Source organism: Shimia sp. R10_1 (assembly GCF_017744095.1).
GTDB lineage: Bacteria > Pseudomonadota > Alphaproteobacteria > Rhodobacterales > Rhodobacteraceae > Shimia.
The window spans coordinates 21,178-37,458 of the sequence record NZ_JAGHQX010000018.1 but is presented as its reverse complement, the minus strand read 5'-3'; the positions used below and the strand labels follow the sequence as shown (position 1 = coordinate 37,458).

At 54.9% G+C, this 16,281-nt stretch carries 17 protein-coding genes; all 17 read left to right on the top strand.

Annotated elements, in window-relative coordinates:
- Positions 1-283 precede the first annotated feature (283 nt).
- The 17 genes from J7413_RS19835 (at position 284) to J7413_RS19755 (ending at position 16,258) form a co-directional block, all read left to right on the top strand.
- Positions 284-1,174, top strand: coding sequence for an SPOR domain-containing protein (locus tag J7413_RS19835; protein WP_209101583.1), 891 nt, complete (start codon positions 284-286; stop codon positions 1,172-1,174).
- Positions 1,175-1,187: 13 nt separating this feature from the next.
- Entirely contained in the window at positions 1,188-2,357 is a 1,170-nt protein-coding gene (locus J7413_RS19830) for a D-alanyl-D-alanine carboxypeptidase family protein (protein WP_209101581.1), read from the top strand.
- Positions 2,351-2,989 (top strand): dTMP kinase, encoded by a 639-nt coding sequence (tmk, locus tag J7413_RS19825; protein ID WP_209101599.1) that lies wholly within the window; start codon positions 2,351-2,353, stop codon positions 2,987-2,989. Before J7413_RS19830 ends, tmk begins: the two co-directional genes overlap by 7 nt.
- Positions 2,986-4,137 carry a DNA polymerase III subunit delta' gene (locus J7413_RS19820; RefSeq protein ID WP_209101570.1) on the top strand — a complete coding sequence of 384 codons (1,152 nt, stop codon included), beginning with the start codon at positions 2,986-2,988 and terminating at the stop codon, positions 4,135-4,137. The genes tmk and J7413_RS19820 overlap by 4 nt, the downstream gene beginning before the upstream one ends.
- A 3-nt stretch (positions 4,138-4,140) precedes the next feature.
- Positions 4,141-4,947 carry a TatD family hydrolase gene (locus J7413_RS19815; RefSeq protein WP_209101566.1) on the top strand — a complete coding sequence of 269 codons (807 nt, stop codon included), beginning with the start codon at positions 4,141-4,143 and terminating at the stop codon, positions 4,945-4,947.
- Positions 4,944-5,747: an MBL fold metallo-hydrolase gene (locus J7413_RS19810; protein WP_209101564.1), complete on the top strand. Its 804-nt coding sequence runs from the start codon at positions 4,944-4,946 to the stop codon at positions 5,745-5,747. Before J7413_RS19815 ends, J7413_RS19810 begins: the two co-directional genes overlap by 4 nt.
- 24 nt (positions 5,748-5,771) lie before the next feature.
- Positions 5,772-6,701, top strand: coding sequence for an AEC family transporter (locus tag J7413_RS19805; protein WP_209101561.1), 930 nt, complete (start codon positions 5,772-5,774; stop codon positions 6,699-6,701).
- A gap of 68 nt (positions 6,702-6,769) precedes the next feature.
- Positions 6,770-7,411 carry a DsbA family oxidoreductase gene (locus J7413_RS19800; RefSeq protein WP_209101558.1) on the top strand — a complete coding sequence of 214 codons (642 nt, stop codon included), beginning with the start codon at positions 6,770-6,772 and terminating at the stop codon, positions 7,409-7,411.
- A gap of 413 nt (positions 7,412-7,824) precedes the next feature.
- A complete protein-coding gene (locus J7413_RS19795; protein WP_209101556.1) occupies positions 7,825-8,127 on the top strand; it encodes an STAS domain-containing protein in 303 nt (100 codons plus the stop codon).
- Positions 8,124-8,489: a response regulator gene (locus J7413_RS19790; RefSeq protein ID WP_209101552.1), complete on the top strand. Its 366-nt coding sequence runs from the start codon at positions 8,124-8,126 to the stop codon at positions 8,487-8,489. Before J7413_RS19795 ends, J7413_RS19790 begins: the two co-directional genes overlap by 4 nt.
- A 13-nt stretch (positions 8,490-8,502) precedes the next feature.
- Positions 8,503-10,698: a chemotaxis protein CheA gene (locus J7413_RS19785; RefSeq protein WP_209101550.1), complete on the top strand. Its 2,196-nt coding sequence runs from the start codon at positions 8,503-8,505 to the stop codon at positions 10,696-10,698.
- The gene (locus tag J7413_RS19780) at positions 10,691-11,161 is read left to right on the top strand and encodes a chemotaxis protein CheW (protein WP_209101547.1); all 471 of its coding nucleotides are present in this window, start codon (positions 10,691-10,693) and stop codon (positions 11,159-11,161) included. The genes J7413_RS19785 and J7413_RS19780 overlap by 8 nt, the downstream gene beginning before the upstream one ends.
- Positions 11,162-11,166: 5 nt before the next feature.
- Positions 11,167-12,066 (top strand): protein-glutamate O-methyltransferase CheR, encoded by a 900-nt coding sequence (locus J7413_RS19775; RefSeq protein ID WP_209101538.1) that lies wholly within the window; start codon positions 11,167-11,169, stop codon positions 12,064-12,066.
- Positions 12,063-12,449: a response regulator gene (locus tag J7413_RS19770; RefSeq protein ID WP_209101536.1), complete on the top strand. Its 387-nt coding sequence runs from the start codon at positions 12,063-12,065 to the stop codon at positions 12,447-12,449. Before J7413_RS19775 ends, J7413_RS19770 begins: the two co-directional genes overlap by 4 nt.
- Positions 12,450-12,471: 22 nt before the next feature.
- Positions 12,472-12,816, top strand: coding sequence for a hypothetical protein (locus J7413_RS19765; RefSeq protein WP_209101533.1), 345 nt, complete (start codon positions 12,472-12,474; stop codon positions 12,814-12,816).
- Positions 12,817-12,855: 39 nt separating this feature from the next.
- Positions 12,856-14,067, top strand: a complete 1,212-nt coding sequence (locus tag J7413_RS19760) for a PAS domain-containing protein (RefSeq protein ID WP_209101530.1) — start codon at positions 12,856-12,858, stop codon at positions 14,065-14,067.
- A gap of 49 nt (positions 14,068-14,116) precedes the next feature.
- Positions 14,117-16,258, top strand: coding sequence for a methyl-accepting chemotaxis protein (locus tag J7413_RS19755; RefSeq protein ID WP_209101528.1), 2,142 nt, complete (start codon positions 14,117-14,119; stop codon positions 16,256-16,258).
- Positions 16,259-16,281 lie beyond the last annotated feature (23 nt).

Genomic DNA, 16,281 nt, shown 5'->3' with positions numbered 1-16,281 from the left:
GAGGTGGGATTCGAACCCACGGAGGGCGTTAACCCTCGTCGGTTTTCAAGACCGGTGCATTCGACCACTCTGCCACTCCTCCGACGCCCTTTCCCTAATCGGGTCAGGCGGCGGGTTCAAGAGAAAAACCTGCGCAAAATCTCGCGGAGCTGTTTCACCAGACTTTCCATGCGGAAACCAGCACGCTAAACTCCCGAGCAAAGCGCTCCGGCACCCCGTTTGAGAATGGAAACACTCTTCAGCGCATCCGGGGCTAAAAGCATGAGCGGGCAGAGGACAAATCATGAGCAATCAAACGGGCGTTTTGCGCAATATCTCCAAGCGCTGGATTCTCAGCACCTGCGTGACAAGCAGCCTGCTGTTGGCGAGCTGCGCGGATTTTGAAAGCCCTTTTGGCCAACCCAGCGCTGACACAGAGGTCGCAGAAACAGGAAGCACGGGCCAAACCACGAAACTGGTAGAACGCGACGTAGAAGCGCCTGAGGTGTTTTCCGCCTCAGAATCCGGTCTGTGGGATGGACGCCCGTCTCTTGGCGGCGTCTGGGCGGCGCACCCAGATGTGTCTGATCCAGAACGGGTGATCATCCGCAACCAGTCCAACGGCAAATTTGTCATTGGCGCGCTTTTCCGCCGCGAACGAGAAATCCCTGGCCCTCGGATTCAAGTGTCCTCTGATGCGGCCGAGGCGCTGGGTATGATCGCGGGTCAACCTGTAGCGCTCAATGTAACTGCCCTGCGTCGCGAAGAGGTGGCCGCAGAAGCGCCTGCATCTGCTGAGGCCGCTCAATCAGATGCATCCACCGCTGAAATAGCCGAAGCTCCGCTGGAACCCATCGCCGCCGCAACAGCAGCAATCGCAGCCGCCGAAGCTGAATCTGCCCCAGCTGCAGCCGCAACAACCGCGCGGTCAGAAGTCGCGCCAAAGCCATCTGCATCGTCGCTGTCAAAACCCTATGTCCAAATCGGTATTTTCTCGGTGCAAGCCAATGCGAACCGCGCAGCGGAGCAAATGCAAACCGCAGGATTGTCGCCACTTGTGCGTAAAACCACATCCGGTGAAAAAACTTTCTGGCGTGTCCTTGTCGGACCAGCCAGCAGCAAATCTGATCTCAAGGCGATCACGGAAAAGGTACATGGCATTGGCTTCACCGATGCCTATGCTGTGACAAACTAAGGAGGCTTGGCCTATGCTACGATCCGCACTGAAATTTGTCATTTCAGGCGCTCTCGCGCTCAGTTTTGCGACATCTGCTTTTGCTTTTGAAACCAAAGCAAAGGCCGCCTTCGTCATTGATCAGACCACAGGCACGGTCTTGATGGCGAAAAATGCCGATGAAGCATTGCCGCCTGCGTCCATGTCCAAGTTGATGACCCTATATATGGCCTTTGAGGCTGTCCGTGATGGACGCCTGAGCATGACGGAAAAGCTACCTGTGTCGCAACATGCGATGAATTATGGCGGCTCCACTATGTTTTTGGACACGACGGACCGCGTGTCCGTCGAAGACTTGCTGCGTGGTATCATCGTGCTGTCGGGCAATGACGCCTGCGCTGTGATCGCTGAAACTCTGAGCCCAGATGGCACCGAAGCGGGCTTTGCCCGCCAGATGACGCTTCGCGCACGTCAGATGGGCATGACCAATTCCACCTTTGCAAATTCTAATGGCTGGCCTGCACCGGGACACCGGATGAGCATGCGCGATCTTGCATTGCTGGCCAATCATCTGATTGCAGATTTCCCCGAATTTTATCCGATGTTCTCGGAAACCGAATTTGCATTTGATGGTCGCGCGCCCAAAAACACACAAAACCGCAACCCACTTTTGCGACTGAATATTGGCGCGGATGGCCTAAAGACCGGCCATACGGCAGAGGCAGGATACGGTTTGGTCGGATCCGCCAAGCAAGGCAAGCGCCGTGTGATTTTCGCCTTTTCTGGACTGGATACAGTAAATGAGCGCGCGGAAGTGTCCGAGCAAATCGTCAACTGGGCCTTTCGCCAGTTTTCAGAAACGACCCTAATCCGCGAAGGCGAACGCCTGGCCGAGGCCGATGTTTGGATGGGCAAGACTCCTCGAGTCGGCCTTGTGCCCGCCGAGGATGTGGATGTCTTGCTACCCGTTCTGCTGCGCGGAAAAGTCGACGGAGAGGTCATCTATACAGGTCCTATCGAGGCGCCAATCACCAAAGGCCAGCCCCTTGCAGAATTGGTTCTGAGCCCGGAAGGATTGCCCAAAATGCGCATTCCTCTGGTTGCGGAAGCTAACGTGCCAGAAGGCGGCTTCGGGGTGCGCCTGCGCGCGGCCTCCAGCGTTCTGATGTCTCAGTTTGGACTGCTGGTCGAGGACGCATCGTGACGACAGGTTGCTTTATCACCTTCGAAGGTATCGATGGCTCTGGCAAATCAACGCAAGCCAAGAAACTGGCAGAGGCTCTTAAAGATCAAGGGCATGAGGTTGTTCTGACGCGGGAGCCAGGCGGTTCGGAAGGCGCGGAGCAAATCCGTTCTCTTGTGCTTGAAGGCGACCCGGATCGCTGGTCGGCGGAAACCGAGATTCTGCTCTTCACCGCAGCACGGCGGGACCATTTGGAGCGTACAATCCTGCCAGCCATCGCAGCCGGCAAAGTGGTCATCTGTGACCGTTTTGCCGATAGCACGCGCATGTATCAAGGTCTGTCTCGCGGCGATCTTCGTGCGCTCGTGGACCAACTGCACGGCCTGATGATTGGTCGAGAGCCCGATATGACAATCCTGATCGACATGGATCCGGCTGAGGGTCTGAAACGGGCAAAATCGCGCAACACCTCTGAAGAGCGTTTTGAGGACTTTGGCGAAGGTTTGCAGAGGCAAATGCGTCAAGGCTTCCTTGACTTGTCACAGGAATATGCTGAACGGTTTGTTGTGATTGACGGCGCGCGCGCACAAGATGCGGTGGCTGAAGATGTGCTCTCCGAAGTCACAAACCACCTCAAGGATCTGGCAGCGTGAGCGAAGAGCAGCTTCCTGAACCAGATCGCGTCGACGGCGCACCGCACCCAAGAGAAACCTTTGCTCTCTATGGGCAACACAGCGCAGAAACCGATTTTCTGACCGCCGTGAATTCTCAGCGCTTGCATCACGGCTGGCTGATCAGCGGCCCCAAAGGTGTCGGGAAAGCTACTTTGGCATGGCGCATCGCGCGTTTCCTTTTGACTCTGCCACCGGAGAATGAAGGCGGACTGTTTGGCGATGCTCCGCCTGCACATAACTCCCTGAATGTAGATCCGGATCATCCGGTTTCCCACCGGATCAGAGCGCTTTCCGAGCCGGGGGTGTTTCTGCTGCGTCGAGGCTGGGCTGGAAGCACCGACAGTGCGCGAGATAAATCTCGTCAGGAAGGCAAATTTGCCTCTGAGATCCGCGTCAACGAAGTGCGCGACCTCAGCGGGTTCCTGCATATGTCCATGGCAGACGGCGGACGCCGGGTGGTGATTGTCGACAGTGCTGATGAGATGAACGTCAACGCGGCCAACGCTCTGCTGAAAATGCTCGAAGAGCCACCTGCCCGCACTGTCATGCTGCTGATTTCACATCAGCCATCACGCCTATTGCCGACGATCCGCTCCCGCTGTCGCGAGCTGCGCCTGAACCCACTATCGCCTGAGGACATGCAGACCGCCCTCAGCCAAGCAGGTTTTGATGCGGTGGACTCCCCAGCCCTTTCTGAACTCGCCGGTGGCTCAGTTGGGGAGGCCCTGCGTCTTCTGCAACAGGATGGTCTGGCACTATATAGTGAGTTGTTGGCGCTGTTTGCACCGCACCAGGGGTTTGACAGGCCACGAGCTCTCAACCTCGCCAATTCTATGGCAGGGCGCGGTGCAGAAAACCGATTTGAGATGCTTCTGACCTTACTAAATCTGTTTTTGTTACGCCTCGCCCGCACCGGCGCGCTTGGCCAGCCGCCAGCGGTCGAAGCGGTTCCGAATGAGGCCCAAATTCTCAGCCAACTGGCGCATTCACCGTACAAAGCACGCCAATGGGCGCAAGCGGCGCAAGAAATTTCAGATCGAACACAGCATGGCAAATCGGTGAACCTTGACCCCGCCTCTTTGGTCCTTGATACGGTCTTTAAGATTCACGAAACAGCGGTGGCCTAAGCCTTGACTGACCTACCTGAAATCACTGACAGCCATTGCCACCTCGACTTCCCAGATTTTGAGGGCCAGCTCGAGGAAACGCTCGCCCGCGCCGCAGAAGTTGGCGTGACGCGCATGGTCACCATCTGCACCAAACTGCGGAATGAACCAAGCGTGCGCGCAATTGCCGAGGCCCACGCGCCGATCTTTTATGCGGCGGGCACCCATCCCATGAGCGCGGCAGAAGAGCCGATGACCAGCGTAGAAGAGCTGGTCACCATCGCGCAGCACCCCAAAATGGTGGGGATTGGCGAAACGGGCCTCGACTATCATTACACGGCCGACAGCAAAGAGGTGCAGCAGGTCTCTCTGCGCATTCACATCGAAGCCGCGCGTCAAACCGGCCTGCCACTGATCATCCACAGCCGCGATGCGGATGAGGACATGGCCCTGATCCTTACCGAAGAATACAAAGCCGGTGCCTTTGGCTGCGTCATGCACTGCTACAGCTCCGGCCCCAAGCTCGCAGAGCAAATGCTGGATCTCGGCTTCTATTTGTCGATGTCCGGCATTGCGGCCTTCCCCCGCTCGCAGGAAGTGCGCGACATCTTCGCAGCCGCACCGGTTGATCGCATCCTTGTGGAAACCGACGCTCCTTATCTTGCGCCCCCGCCCTATCGCGGCAAGCGTAACGAGCCTGCCTATGTCGAAAAAACCGCCCGTATTGGCGCAGACGTGTTCGGCATGGACTATGCTGCATTTGCCGCGCAGACGCAGGCGAATTTTGAGCGTCTGTTCAGCAAGGCGAAATTGAAAGCCGCAGCTGCATGAGTGCACGTCTGACCTTCACCATTCTTGGATGTGGTAGCTCCGGCGGTGTGCCACGCATTGGCGGGCATTGGGGGGACTGTGATCCCAACAATCCAAAAAATCGCCGCCGCCGCTGCTCCATGCTGGTGGAACGGGAAACCGAAGATGGCAAAACCACTGTTTTGATCGACACATCACCTGATATGCGAGAGCAGCTTTTATCAGAAAATATCAGTGCTCTGGATGGCGTCGTCTACACCCACTCCCACGCAGATCATGTCCATGGCATCGATGATCTGCGCATGGTGGTCTACAACATGCGCCAACGTGTCAAAGTCTGGGCGGATGGAGCCACTCAAAACGATCTGCTCTCACGCTTTGGCTATGCCTTTGTGCAGCCAGCAGACTCACCCTATCCGCCGATCCTTGAAATGCACACGATTGATGACGCGATATTTACAGTGAGCGGCGCAGGCGGAGACATTTCGCTTCAACCAATCCGCGTCGATCATGGCAGTATTGATGCGCTGGCTTTTCGGGTTAACGACGTTGTTTATATGCCGGACGTTTCAAAAATCTACGATGCCGCTTGGGATCAGCTGCAGGATCTAGACTGCCTGATAGTCGACGCCCTCCGCCGCACGCCTCACCCAACCCATGCCCATCTGGATCAAGCTCTTGAATGGATAGAGGCACTGGCTCCGAAGCGCGCAGTTCTTACCAATATGCACATCGATCTGGACTACGAAGCGGTTGCGGCAGAGACGCCGGATCACATCACACCAGCGTTTGACGGGCTGAAAATAACCGTCGATCTCTAAGAACAGCACCTAAAGGCCGGCCCCATGCAAACCCTGATATCGGTGATCCTGCCGGTCTTTATTCTGATTGGCTTTGGGTACCTCGCCGCATGGAGAGGCTATTTTAGCGCTTCTAACGTCGATGGGTTGATGCGGTTTGCTACAAATTTTGCAGTACCCGTTTTGCTGTTTCGCGCGATTTCGACGCTTGATCTGGCTGCGGAATATAACTCCGCCCTTCTGGGCAGCTTTTACAGCGCGGCCCTCATCTGTTTTTTAACGGGTATGCTCGGGGCCAAATACCTGTTTGGCCGTGATTGGGAAGACGCCACAGCAATCGGGTTCGTTTGTCTGTTTTCAAACTCCCTTCTCTTAGGGCTGGCCATCATGGAGCGGGCTTATGGTGAAAACAGCCTGACCGGAAACTACGCCATCATCTCCATCCACGCGCCTTTCTGCTACGGCCTTGGCATCGCAACTATGGAAATCATGCGCGCACGGCACAGCAGCAAGGCACGCATCGTCCCAACTGTGTTGAAAGCAATGTTCTCAAATGCGCTCATTATGGGGATCGCGCTCGGCTTTGTTGTGAATCTCGGCAAAATCCCAATGCCAGACCCGCTGACACATGCGGTGAACCTCCTGGCGTCGGCCGCCCTGCCCGCCGCGCTGTTTGGGATGGGCGGTGTGCTTTTTCGCTATCGCCCAGAGGGAGACATGCGCACCATTTTGTTCTGTTGCGCTGTTTCCCTTGGTCTGCACCCAGCGTTGACGGTCGCGTTTGGCGCGTGGTCCTCTCTTTCTGTCGACAATATGCGCTCTGCGGTGGTCACCGCGTCCATGGCACCGGGCATCAATGCCTATCTTTTTGCGAACATGTACGGTCGCGCCATGCGGGTCGCAGCTTCCACTGTTCTGATCGGCACCGCGTTTTCTGTGATCACCATCTGGCTCTGGCTGGGCGCGCTTCCGTGAAATGAGCCCCCTTGTATGGTTGCCAAAGAGCAACCAGATCGAAGTTCAGCAACGAACAGGACCACCCTATGACCAAGACTCCGATCCGCGTAGACATTGTTTCCGATGTCGTCTGCCCATGGTGCATTGTGGGATACCGCCAGCTTCTGAACGCGGCAACCGCCACAGGTATCGAAATCGAAACATACTGGCATCCTTTCGAGCTCAACCCGGAGATGGAGCCAGAAGGCGAAAACCTGCGCGAACACATTATGCGAAAGTACGGCTCTTCCGCCGAACAATCTGATGCCGCACGTGAGCAGCTGACAAAAATTGGGGCTGAACTTGGCATCAATTTTCTATGGTCAGACGCCAGCTGTATCTACAACACTTTCAACGCTCACCAGCTTATTCACTTGGCCAGCGATGAAGGAAAAGCTCAAGATCTGAAGTTGGCGCTTTTTGAGGCCTATTTCACGCAGGGGCGTGATGTCAGCAATGACGATGTGTTACTCGAAGTTGCCGAAACGATCGGCCTTGATCGTGAAAAAGCTGAGACCGCCCTTGCGGATCAAAGTTTTGCAAGCGTGGTGCGTGAAAAAGAAGCGTTTTGGACTTCTCGTGGCGTAACTGGCGTACCCACCATGATATTTGACGGAAAATTCGCCACCTCAGGTGCGCAAGGGGTGGATAACTTCTCTAAAATTCTCGCGCAGTTTTCCGATACTTAGGCAGACTCTGGTGCCAAACGCACTTCTTATGGCGCTCTAAGGGAACCCGGACATCACGCCGGCATCCAGAAGGCCACTGTCCATTTTTTGAAACGCCGGAATCGCTGATTCCGGCGTTTCGCATTGCCGATAGTCTGCCCAGCCAGTCACCCAAGATGTGCAGTTTTTCCTTCAGAGTTGGTTCATTTTATAACCGCAACCAACATCCTGACATGCTCGCATAGAACAGAATTTATATTACTATTTATCAATATCTTAAGATCATTTTCTTGTGAAAATCCGCACACGATCTTACGCCTTTTCACAAAACCAAACCCTGTGGCTGACAGAATTGGAACGGGTAACGCGGTGTTAAGGCATCCCGGCTTAGGTTGCCTCAAATCAGCCAGTCCGAAACGGTATCGACCAAACCCATGAACAAAGCAAATTCAACCTCACAACCAGACTGCATCGCGCTTCCGCAGCAGCTGGATTTCGCCCACTGCTCAGAACTGCGCCAAGCTATCGAAGCTTCACGCGGACAACCATTGGCCTTGGATGCGCTCCACGTGGAGTTTCTGGGAGGCGCTGGTGCTGAGCTTCTGCTGGCAACGAAAGCCGAATGGGCCGCACGCGGTCTCGGCTTCGAGCTCCGCCAACCATCCGATGACTTCCTAAAGGGCATGGAGCGGCTTGGCCTGCCCCAGTCCACTCTTCTTGAAAGGGCCGACGCATGACCACCAAGATTCTTGCTGTTGATGACTCGCGCACGATGCGTGCGATGATTCAGACCGCGCTCACCGACGCTGGATTTGATGTAGACCTCGCCGAGGACGGCATTGATGGTTTGGACAAACTCGGTGGGTCTAACCCTGATCTCGTTATTACTGACATCAACATGCCACGCCTTGATGGTTTTGGCATGATCGAAGGTGTGCGTGCGCGTCCTGAATGCGCCTCTCTGCCAATCCTGGTTCTCACCACCGAAAGTGGCGAAGAACTAAAACAGCGCGCTCGTACCGCTGGCGCAACCGGTTGGATCGTCAAACCATTTGATGCCGAAAAACTGGTTGCCATCATCAATCGTCTGGTTGTCTGAAAGGAACTGAAAAATGTCCGACCTTCGTGACATGTTCTTTGAGGAATGCGACGACCTTCTAGAGGTTCTGTCGACCGGTCTGGATGATCTCCAGAACGGTAACTCAGATGCGGAGACCATCAACGCGATGTTCCGCTCTGTGCATTCCATCAAAGGGGGCGCAGGCGCGTTTGGCCTGGATCGCCTGATCAAATTTGCCCACGCTTTTGAAAATGTTCTGGACGATTTGCGCTCCAACAAGATCGACGTGGACCCAAACATCACCGCTTTGATGTTCTCGGGCTTTGACCACCTGAGCGATCTGGTAGATGCGGCCCGTGAAGACAATGATCTCCCGGATAGCGAAGGCGCATCCGTTCTTTCCGATCTGAAGCTTGTCACACAAAACGCCAATGGCGGCGTAGCTGAAGAGGAAGACGCGTCCGAAGTATCTTCCGATGACTTCGTTGCCCTAACATTGGATGTTGGGTTGGATCTTGATCTGGGGGGTGATGGCCCCGGTGACCTGCCTGGTTTGCCCTCTCTGGAACCTGTCAGCGAAGGCGCATCACATTTCATCGTCAAGTTTGCAGCTGATCCGGTTCTCTATGCACGCGGCCACGACCCAGCATTGCTGTTCCGTGCTCTGGGCGAGATGGGCGAGATGACGGTTGAGGCCGATATTTCTGGCGTCGCTACATTGGAAAGCCTGCAAGAAGCTCCAGCAGCTATTTCTTGGACTTTGACACTCCGTCCTGATGATGGAATCGACGAAAGCACCATTCGGGAAATCTTCGAATTCGTTGAAGGGCAGTGCACACTCGAGATCATGGAAGTTGCCGCCGAAGCTGCACCAGTGGTGGAAGCAACTCCGGTCGTTGAAGCGGAAGCACCAGTCAAACCTGCAGCTAAGCCTGCCAAACCGTCTGCAAAAGCTGAAGCTCCTGAAAAGGACTCCAAACAGGAGGCCAAAGGTGGAGACGGCGGAAAAAAGTCCTCTGAGCCGCGCAACAGCACAATCCGAGTGGATCTGAACCGTGTTGACCGTTTGATCAACCTCGTTGGCGAGCTTGTGATCAGCGAAGCAATGCTGCGCCAGTCCATGAACGAATTGCCTGTGTCAGCCAACAGCGCCGTCAGCGAAGCAATTGGGCAGCTCAAAACTCTGTCCGGTGTGCTTCAGGAAAGCGTTATGGCCATTCGCGCACAGCCCGTACGCGGCTTGTTCCAGCGTATGAGCCGCATCGTGCGTGAGTCCTCCCGTCAAGCAGGCAAAACCTCTCGCTTGGTGATGGTGGGCGAAGCCACTGAGGTTGATAAAACTGTGACCGAGCGTCTGGTTGAACCTCTGACGCACATGATCCGGAACTCGGTGGACCACGGCCTTGAAAAGGCTGAGGATCGTATCGCCGCTGGCAAGCCGGAAATGGGCACAATCAAGCTCGAAGCCGCGCACCGCTCTGGCCGGGTCGTGATCTCACTCTCTGACGATGGCGCTGGCGTCAACCGTGAGAAAGTGCGCCGCAAGGCCGAAGAAAAAGGTCTTGTGCGCCCCGAGGACGATCTGACCGACAGCGATATCGACAACCTGCTTTTCCGCCCGGGTTTCTCAACCGCGGATGAGATTTCACAACTGTCTGGCCGCGGTGTTGGCATGGATGTTGTGCGTTCTGAAATTCAGGCGCTTGGCGGTCGTATCAACCTGCAATCTGAGCCAGGCAAAGGCACAACGATCACCATCTCCCTGCCGCTGACTCTCGCGGTTATGGAAGGCATGCTTATCGAAGTCGCAGGTGAATCCCTTGTGGTACCCACTGTTGCATTGCGCGAGACACTTCAGCCGGGTCAGGCGAACATTCATGACTTCTGCGATGGCGATCGTGGCCTGTCCGTGAATGACTCGATGCTACCGATTGTGGACCTGGGCGAAGCACTAGGTTTCCGAAGCTCGCTGGAAGACCTGAGCAATCAATCACTGTTGCTGATTGAAGGCGAATCCGGCCGACGCTCTGCGCTGGCAGTCGACGGCATCGTTGAGCAACGTGAAGTGGTGATCAAGGGTCTGGAGCAAAACTATCACTCCATCCCCGGCATCGCAGCGGCCACCATCCTCGGCAATGGCAAAATCGCCCTGATCGTGGACACCGACCAAATGATCCCCTCACCGGGCAATGGCAACCCAGGACTTCGCAAAGGGTCCGAACTTGTAGAGGTGAACTCTTATGTCTGAACAAGCAACCATTGAAACGACCGATGAGCGTATCGAAATCGTGTCTTTCACCATCGGTGAACAGGCGTTCTGCCTCGACATCGGGCACGTACTTGAAATTCGTGGTTGGACCAGCACAACTACCCTGCCCCACGCGCCTGACTACGTCGTTGGCATGATGAACCTACGTGGCGCCGTGCTGCCGGTGATCGACCTGTCCATGCGTCTTGGCCTTGGGAAAACGATCCCGGAATCGCGCCATGTGATCATCATCGCGCACATTGATGAGAAGAGCGTGGGCTTCCTGGTGGATGCAGTTTCCAACATCATCACTGTGAACACCGAAGAGATGAAGCCAACACCCGAAGTGTCCTCTTCCAGAACCGCCGCCTTCATCCGTGGGGTCTACACGCTGGAAGAGACCATTGTGCGTGCAATCGACGTACACCAGATTATGCCTCAGGAAGCTCTGTCAGCAGCATGAACGAGATGGCGCAACATACCCTTGAAGAGGGAACCATCAGTGATGCGGACTTCACCCGCATTGCACAGCTTGTGCGGGAGATGATGGGCATCGACCTGCAACCCCACAAGCGTACGATGGTTGCCTCTCGATTGTCTAAGCGCCTGCGCGCCACCGGATTTGACTCTGTTGACGCATACATCGACTACATGTTGTCCCCGCAGGGCAAAGACGAACAATCGCGCTTTGTGAGCGCCTATACGACCAACATGACGCGCTTCAATCGCGAGGGGCATCATTTCGAGCAACTGGCAGAAGAGTTTCTGCCAGATCTCATGGCTAAGGCACGCCGCGGCAAACGCGTGAGAATTTGGTCTGCTGGATGTTCCAGCGGGGAAGAGCCTTACGGTCTGGCATTCCATGTCTTGGACGCCTGCCCGGAAGCCGAAAGTCTGGATGTGAAAATACTGGCAACGGATATCGACACCGAAATTTTGGCCACGGCCAAACGTGGCGTATATCCAACGTCATCCACAACCTCTCTGCCCAATGGGCAGGCCAACAAATATTTCTCCCCCCATGAGGGGGCGAGAGACCGAAGTTCAGTAAGCGACAAAGCGCGCAACCTGATCAGCTTTAGACGCCTCAACTTGCACGGTGAGTGGCCGTTCAAGGGCAAGTTTGACATCATCATGTGTCGCAATGTTGCGATCTATTTTGATGCACCAACCCAAAGCCGCCTTTGGCGCCGGTTTGGTGAACAACTTTGCCAAGATGGTCTGCTCTTCCTGGGTCACTCCGAGGGAATTGGCCCGGAACATGCAGAAATGTTCCACACAGTGGGACGCGGCGTCTTTTCGACAAGCACCTCCCGCGTCGGCGGCACGTCCGCAAACGCATCAATGCACATGGGGAACTCAAAATGAGCTTGAAAGATAAGCTACATATCTTGGTAGTGGACGACATGTCCACAAGTCGTGGTCTCATCACGCAGGCGCTCGATGAAATCGGGATCGTCAACTACCGTACAGAAAACGACGGTGCGAATGCCTGGCGCAGCCTAGGCGCAAAGCCCGTTCACCTCATTCTGTCTGACTACAACATGCCAGGCATGGACGGTCTGCAGCTGTTGGAAGGCATCCGCTCCAACAAAGCGACCGCCCGTACGGGTTTTATCCTGATCACTGGTCGGGCTGATCCAGAAACGATCAACAAAGGTGTCCAACTCGGCATGAACAACTTCATTAAGAAGCCGTTTCAGACCGCGCAGTTGAAAGCCTGCATCGAGAAGGTCGTGGGGCCCCTATAGGGGCTTCACTGGGGGATTGCGTATGACCACTCGTACCACCGCAGATGTATTGAACACGATCGCTGAAGATGTGGCTGATCTCGCGTCCATTGCGCATGCATTGGACAATCTGACCAGTGAGTTGGACTTGAGCGGCGCGGATCAATCCAAGATCCGCGATTTACAGCGCGTCGATGCGCTCTTTCAGCATCTCGATGACATCGCGGTTTTGCTTGGCAACATGTCCAAACTGATTGGCGCTGGCCCAGATCTCAATGTGCAGGATCTGCAGGACAGCGTCCGCTTGGACTATCTCAAGTCTCGTCTTTCTAACGCAGCAACAACCACAGAAATGTCGCCTGATGCAGGCACAGTTAACCTCTTCTGAGCCACGCGTGCTCAGCAACGAATAATTGGGATGACTCTCATGAACGCCATGACCAAGATCGCCAGCACCGGTACGGACAACGCGGAAACCGAAGTCCGGTTTCCAGCCGAAAAGATCCTCGTTTCTGCGACAGACCAACGCGGGGTAATCACCTTCGCCAGCGAGTCGTTCTGCGAAATCGCGGGCTTCGGCCAAGAGGAACTGATGGGGGCACCACATAAGATCGTGCGCCACCCTGACATGCCCAAAGGGATCTTCTATCTGGTCTGGGAAACCCTCAAGGCAGGTCTCCCGCTCTGTGCATACGTTAAAAACCGCACAAAAAACGGCGACTACTATTGGGTGCTCGCGGTTATGACGCATACCGAAAACGGTTACCTGTCTTCGCGCATCAAACCGGAAACAGAGCTCTTTGAAAAAACCAAAAAGCTCTATGCCGAGCTTCTGAGGGAAGAAGCGAACGGCCTCACGCCGGAGCAAAGCGCGAACAGATTTAAAGCCATGCTGCAAGAAGAAGGTTTCGCGAACCTGGACGCTTACACAAGTTATGCTTTGAATGCTGAATTCAAAAATCGGGATCGCATGAGCGCCGATTTGGTCAATTCATTTGCCACAATGGATGAACTCGAAACGCTCATCAGCGACATGCAAGGGCTGGTCAACAACATCGAACAGGGGTTTGAACGCGTCCGTGGCGAGCCCGTGAACCTACGCATTTTGGCAGGGCGTCTTGAAGGTGCTGGCGCTGCGCTTGGTACAATCTCGCAGAACTACGATGCGATGGCCAAAGAAATGCATGGCCTTGTCGGGCGGCTCCATGACCCTGAAACGGGCGCCTTGCAACAGATGCACAGCGCGGTTTTGCAAGGGCGTACGACGCTTCAGTCCTCGCAGCTCTTTAGTGAGGCGTGCGAAGCCGTGCAAAAACAAGAAAATTGCATAGACGACGATGTGCGCATGCTCCAGGAGCATCGTGAAAAGCTGCAAAACAAAAGCCGCGCGCGGCTTATTGAAATTTCTTCAATCGGCAAGTCCATCCCTGACATCTGCCGCAGTTTGCGCCGCCGGATCAATGGTCTGGACGTTGTGAAACTGCTTTGCAAAGTGGAAAGCGGACGCATGCGCGATGTCGATAGCGGCTTGGACGGTATTATTGCGCGTCTCGAAAATTTCCATGACAACACCGATCGTTGCCTCGCAGAGCTGTCTGGCAAAGCTTCTCAAGTCACGCAGAAAGGCGCCTCGATCTAAAGGGCTTCAGCCTTCCCTTTCGTATTGCGGCTACCTCTAGGACAAAAAAATGACCAATAATTCTCCGACGCACCGCCAATCTGCAGGCACCAGCATCAAAGCCAAACTGTTTTGGACAGTTGCCGTATGTGCCTTCTTGGGCTTGGCCGTAGGGACGGTCGTGGAGTATTTTCTAGAGCAGAGTAATACCGAAAAACGTTTGGCGAAACGCTATGAGCTGGTTGTCGATCTCTTTTCGACCCAGCTCATAGCACCAACACAGTTTCAAGATCCCGAGCGTATCCAGGCAACAGTTGCGAAGCTGATTGAGAAAGATCCGCAGTTCGCCGCCGTTGATATTTTTTCTCCTGCTGGCGAGCTGCTTTATAGCTTCAACCAAGAAGGTGCACGCGATGCAGCGGTGGAAACGGCGCTCTCAACCGTGCATTCCGTTTCTGGCGAGGCGGGCGAGCGTTACGCTATGCTGGATGGGGACGTCTATGCCGGTCAAATCGCAATAGAAGCTCCCGGCGCCAGAGGCGTTGTTGGTCAATTCAACTACGCAATCGACATTTCTAATGCGCGCGCTGAAACACTGTTTGAAGTGATCATTGATATGACCCGCACAGCGCTCGCATCTTTGCTTGCGATTGGGCTGATCATTTATCAGCTTGCTCGGGTCGTCAGCCGCCCGGTCAAAGACCTCAGCGTGATCGTAGAAGAAATTGCAGACCATAACTTTGACGTCGAAATCGACTATACGGATCGCACCGATGAAATCGGCTTGATCGCGCAACGCCTTGAAACGTTCAAGGAACGCTTGGCCGATGAGCAAGAGACCCGCGCGCTTCGCTCCAAAGAAGATGATGCCCTGAAGAAGGTTTTCTCCCGTTTGGCAGAAGGCTTGGCAGAGATTGCAAATGGGCAGGTGGGACGCAATATAGACAAGTCTGAATTTTCTGACCTGAAAGAAGACCATATCAAAATCTGCGACGACTTTAACGCAGTTCAGAAAAATCTCCACGGCGTTTTGTCCACCGCATCGCAAACCGCGGAATCTGTGCGCTCAAGCGCTCAGGAAATCTCTGAAAGCGTTGTCGATCAGTCCAAACGTTCCGAAGCGCAGGCGGTGACTCTTGAAGAATCTGCTGCCGCAATTGAAACGCTCAGCAGCTCTGTGGAGCAAACCGCAGGCAACGCAGCCGACGCAAGCGAACTCATTGGGCGCAACCGAGCGCAAGCACAGGCAGGTGGTGAAGTCGTCGAACTGACTGTTGCGGCAATGCGCAATATCGAGGAAAGCTCCGAACAGATCACCGCAATCATCGGTGTGATTGATGACATCGCCTTCCAGACCAATCTGCTTGCACTCAACGCTGGTGTTGAAGCCGCGCGTGCAGGAGAGGCCGGACGCGGATTCGCCGTGGTAGCATCTGAAGTCCGCGCACTTGCACAACGCGCGTCGGAATCGGCGAATGAAATCAAGGATCTTATTCACCGCTCCGGGGAACAGGTCACCAAAGGGAGTGACCTGGTCAACAAAGCGGGCGAAGCACTGCAAGAGATCATCACAGGCGTCAACCAAGCATCAGAGCTGGTCTCACAGATTGCGACCGGATCGCGCGATCAAGCCGACAACCTTGTAGAGATCAAGGAAAGCGTCACTGAGCTGGACCGCGTCACCCAGCGGAATGCCGCTATGATTGAGGAAGCTTCTGCCGCCACGCGCAATCTGTCGAGTGAAGCGAGCCGCATGACTGATGTATTGCACAGCTTCCGCTTGACAGGGACCACACCACCTACAAAATCTGCTGCGCCAGACGACAAAGGCACACCCAAAAGACCAGAGGCAAAAAAACCGTCTCACAAGAATACGCAAGAAAATCCTGTTGAAAACCAAAAGCCGAAGCCTGCCGCTGCTAAGCCAACCGCAGAGGTAGAAGCCAAGGCAAAAGAATGGGATGACGACGTCGCAAAAGACACCAAGACGCAAACTAAAAAGTCTAAGAAAGCCGCAGGATCGACACCAAAGGCCGAAAAGAAGAAGAAAACGAAAGTCAGCGTGACAACACAAAAACCGGCCAGACAAAAATCCGACACTGCGAAAGGCGCACCTGTTATCGAATTCAAATCACGCTCTGCCGCACCAAAGGCGGCGGCAGTGAACCAAGAAATGAACGACCTCTCAAGCGAAGGTTGGGAAGATTTTTGAACTCCGTCGCCCCCAAGAGCCCT

What these genes read in the sequence shown, in the direction of transcription:
- J7413_RS19810 (WP_209101564.1), top strand. Translation starts at nt 4,944, where the DNA reads ATGAGTGCACGTCTGACCTTCACCATTCTTGGATGTGGTAGCTCCGGC.
- J7413_RS19805 (WP_209101561.1), top strand. Translation starts at nt 5,772, where the DNA reads ATGCAAACCCTGATATCGGTGATCCTGCCGGTCTTTATTCTGATTGGC.
- J7413_RS19780 (WP_209101547.1), top strand. Translation starts at nt 10,691, where the DNA reads ATGTCTGAACAAGCAACCATTGAAACGACCGATGAGCGTATCGAAATC.
- J7413_RS19800 (WP_209101558.1), top strand. Translation starts at nt 6,770, where the DNA reads ATGACCAAGACTCCGATCCGCGTAGACATTGTTTCCGATGTCGTCTGC.
- J7413_RS19830 (WP_209101581.1), top strand. Translation starts at nt 1,188, where the DNA reads ATGCTACGATCCGCACTGAAATTTGTCATTTCAGGCGCTCTCGCGCTC.
- J7413_RS19835 (WP_209101583.1), top strand. Translation starts at nt 284, where the DNA reads ATGAGCAATCAAACGGGCGTTTTGCGCAATATCTCCAAGCGCTGGATT.
- J7413_RS19775 (WP_209101538.1), top strand. Translation starts at nt 11,167, where the DNA reads ATGGCGCAACATACCCTTGAAGAGGGAACCATCAGTGATGCGGACTTC.
- J7413_RS19790 (WP_209101552.1), top strand. Translation starts at nt 8,124, where the DNA reads ATGACCACCAAGATTCTTGCTGTTGATGACTCGCGCACGATGCGTGCG.
- J7413_RS19770 (WP_209101536.1), top strand. Translation starts at nt 12,063, where the DNA reads ATGAGCTTGAAAGATAAGCTACATATCTTGGTAGTGGACGACATGTCC.
- J7413_RS19755 (WP_209101528.1), top strand. Translation starts at nt 14,117, where the DNA reads ATGACCAATAATTCTCCGACGCACCGCCAATCTGCAGGCACCAGCATC.
- J7413_RS19795 (WP_209101556.1), top strand. Translation starts at nt 7,825, where the DNA reads ATGAACAAAGCAAATTCAACCTCACAACCAGACTGCATCGCGCTTCCG.
- J7413_RS19760 (WP_209101530.1), top strand. Translation starts at nt 12,856, where the DNA reads ATGAACGCCATGACCAAGATCGCCAGCACCGGTACGGACAACGCGGAA.
- J7413_RS19785 (WP_209101550.1), top strand. Translation starts at nt 8,503, where the DNA reads ATGTCCGACCTTCGTGACATGTTCTTTGAGGAATGCGACGACCTTCTA.
- J7413_RS19765 (WP_209101533.1), top strand. Translation starts at nt 12,472, where the DNA reads ATGACCACTCGTACCACCGCAGATGTATTGAACACGATCGCTGAAGAT.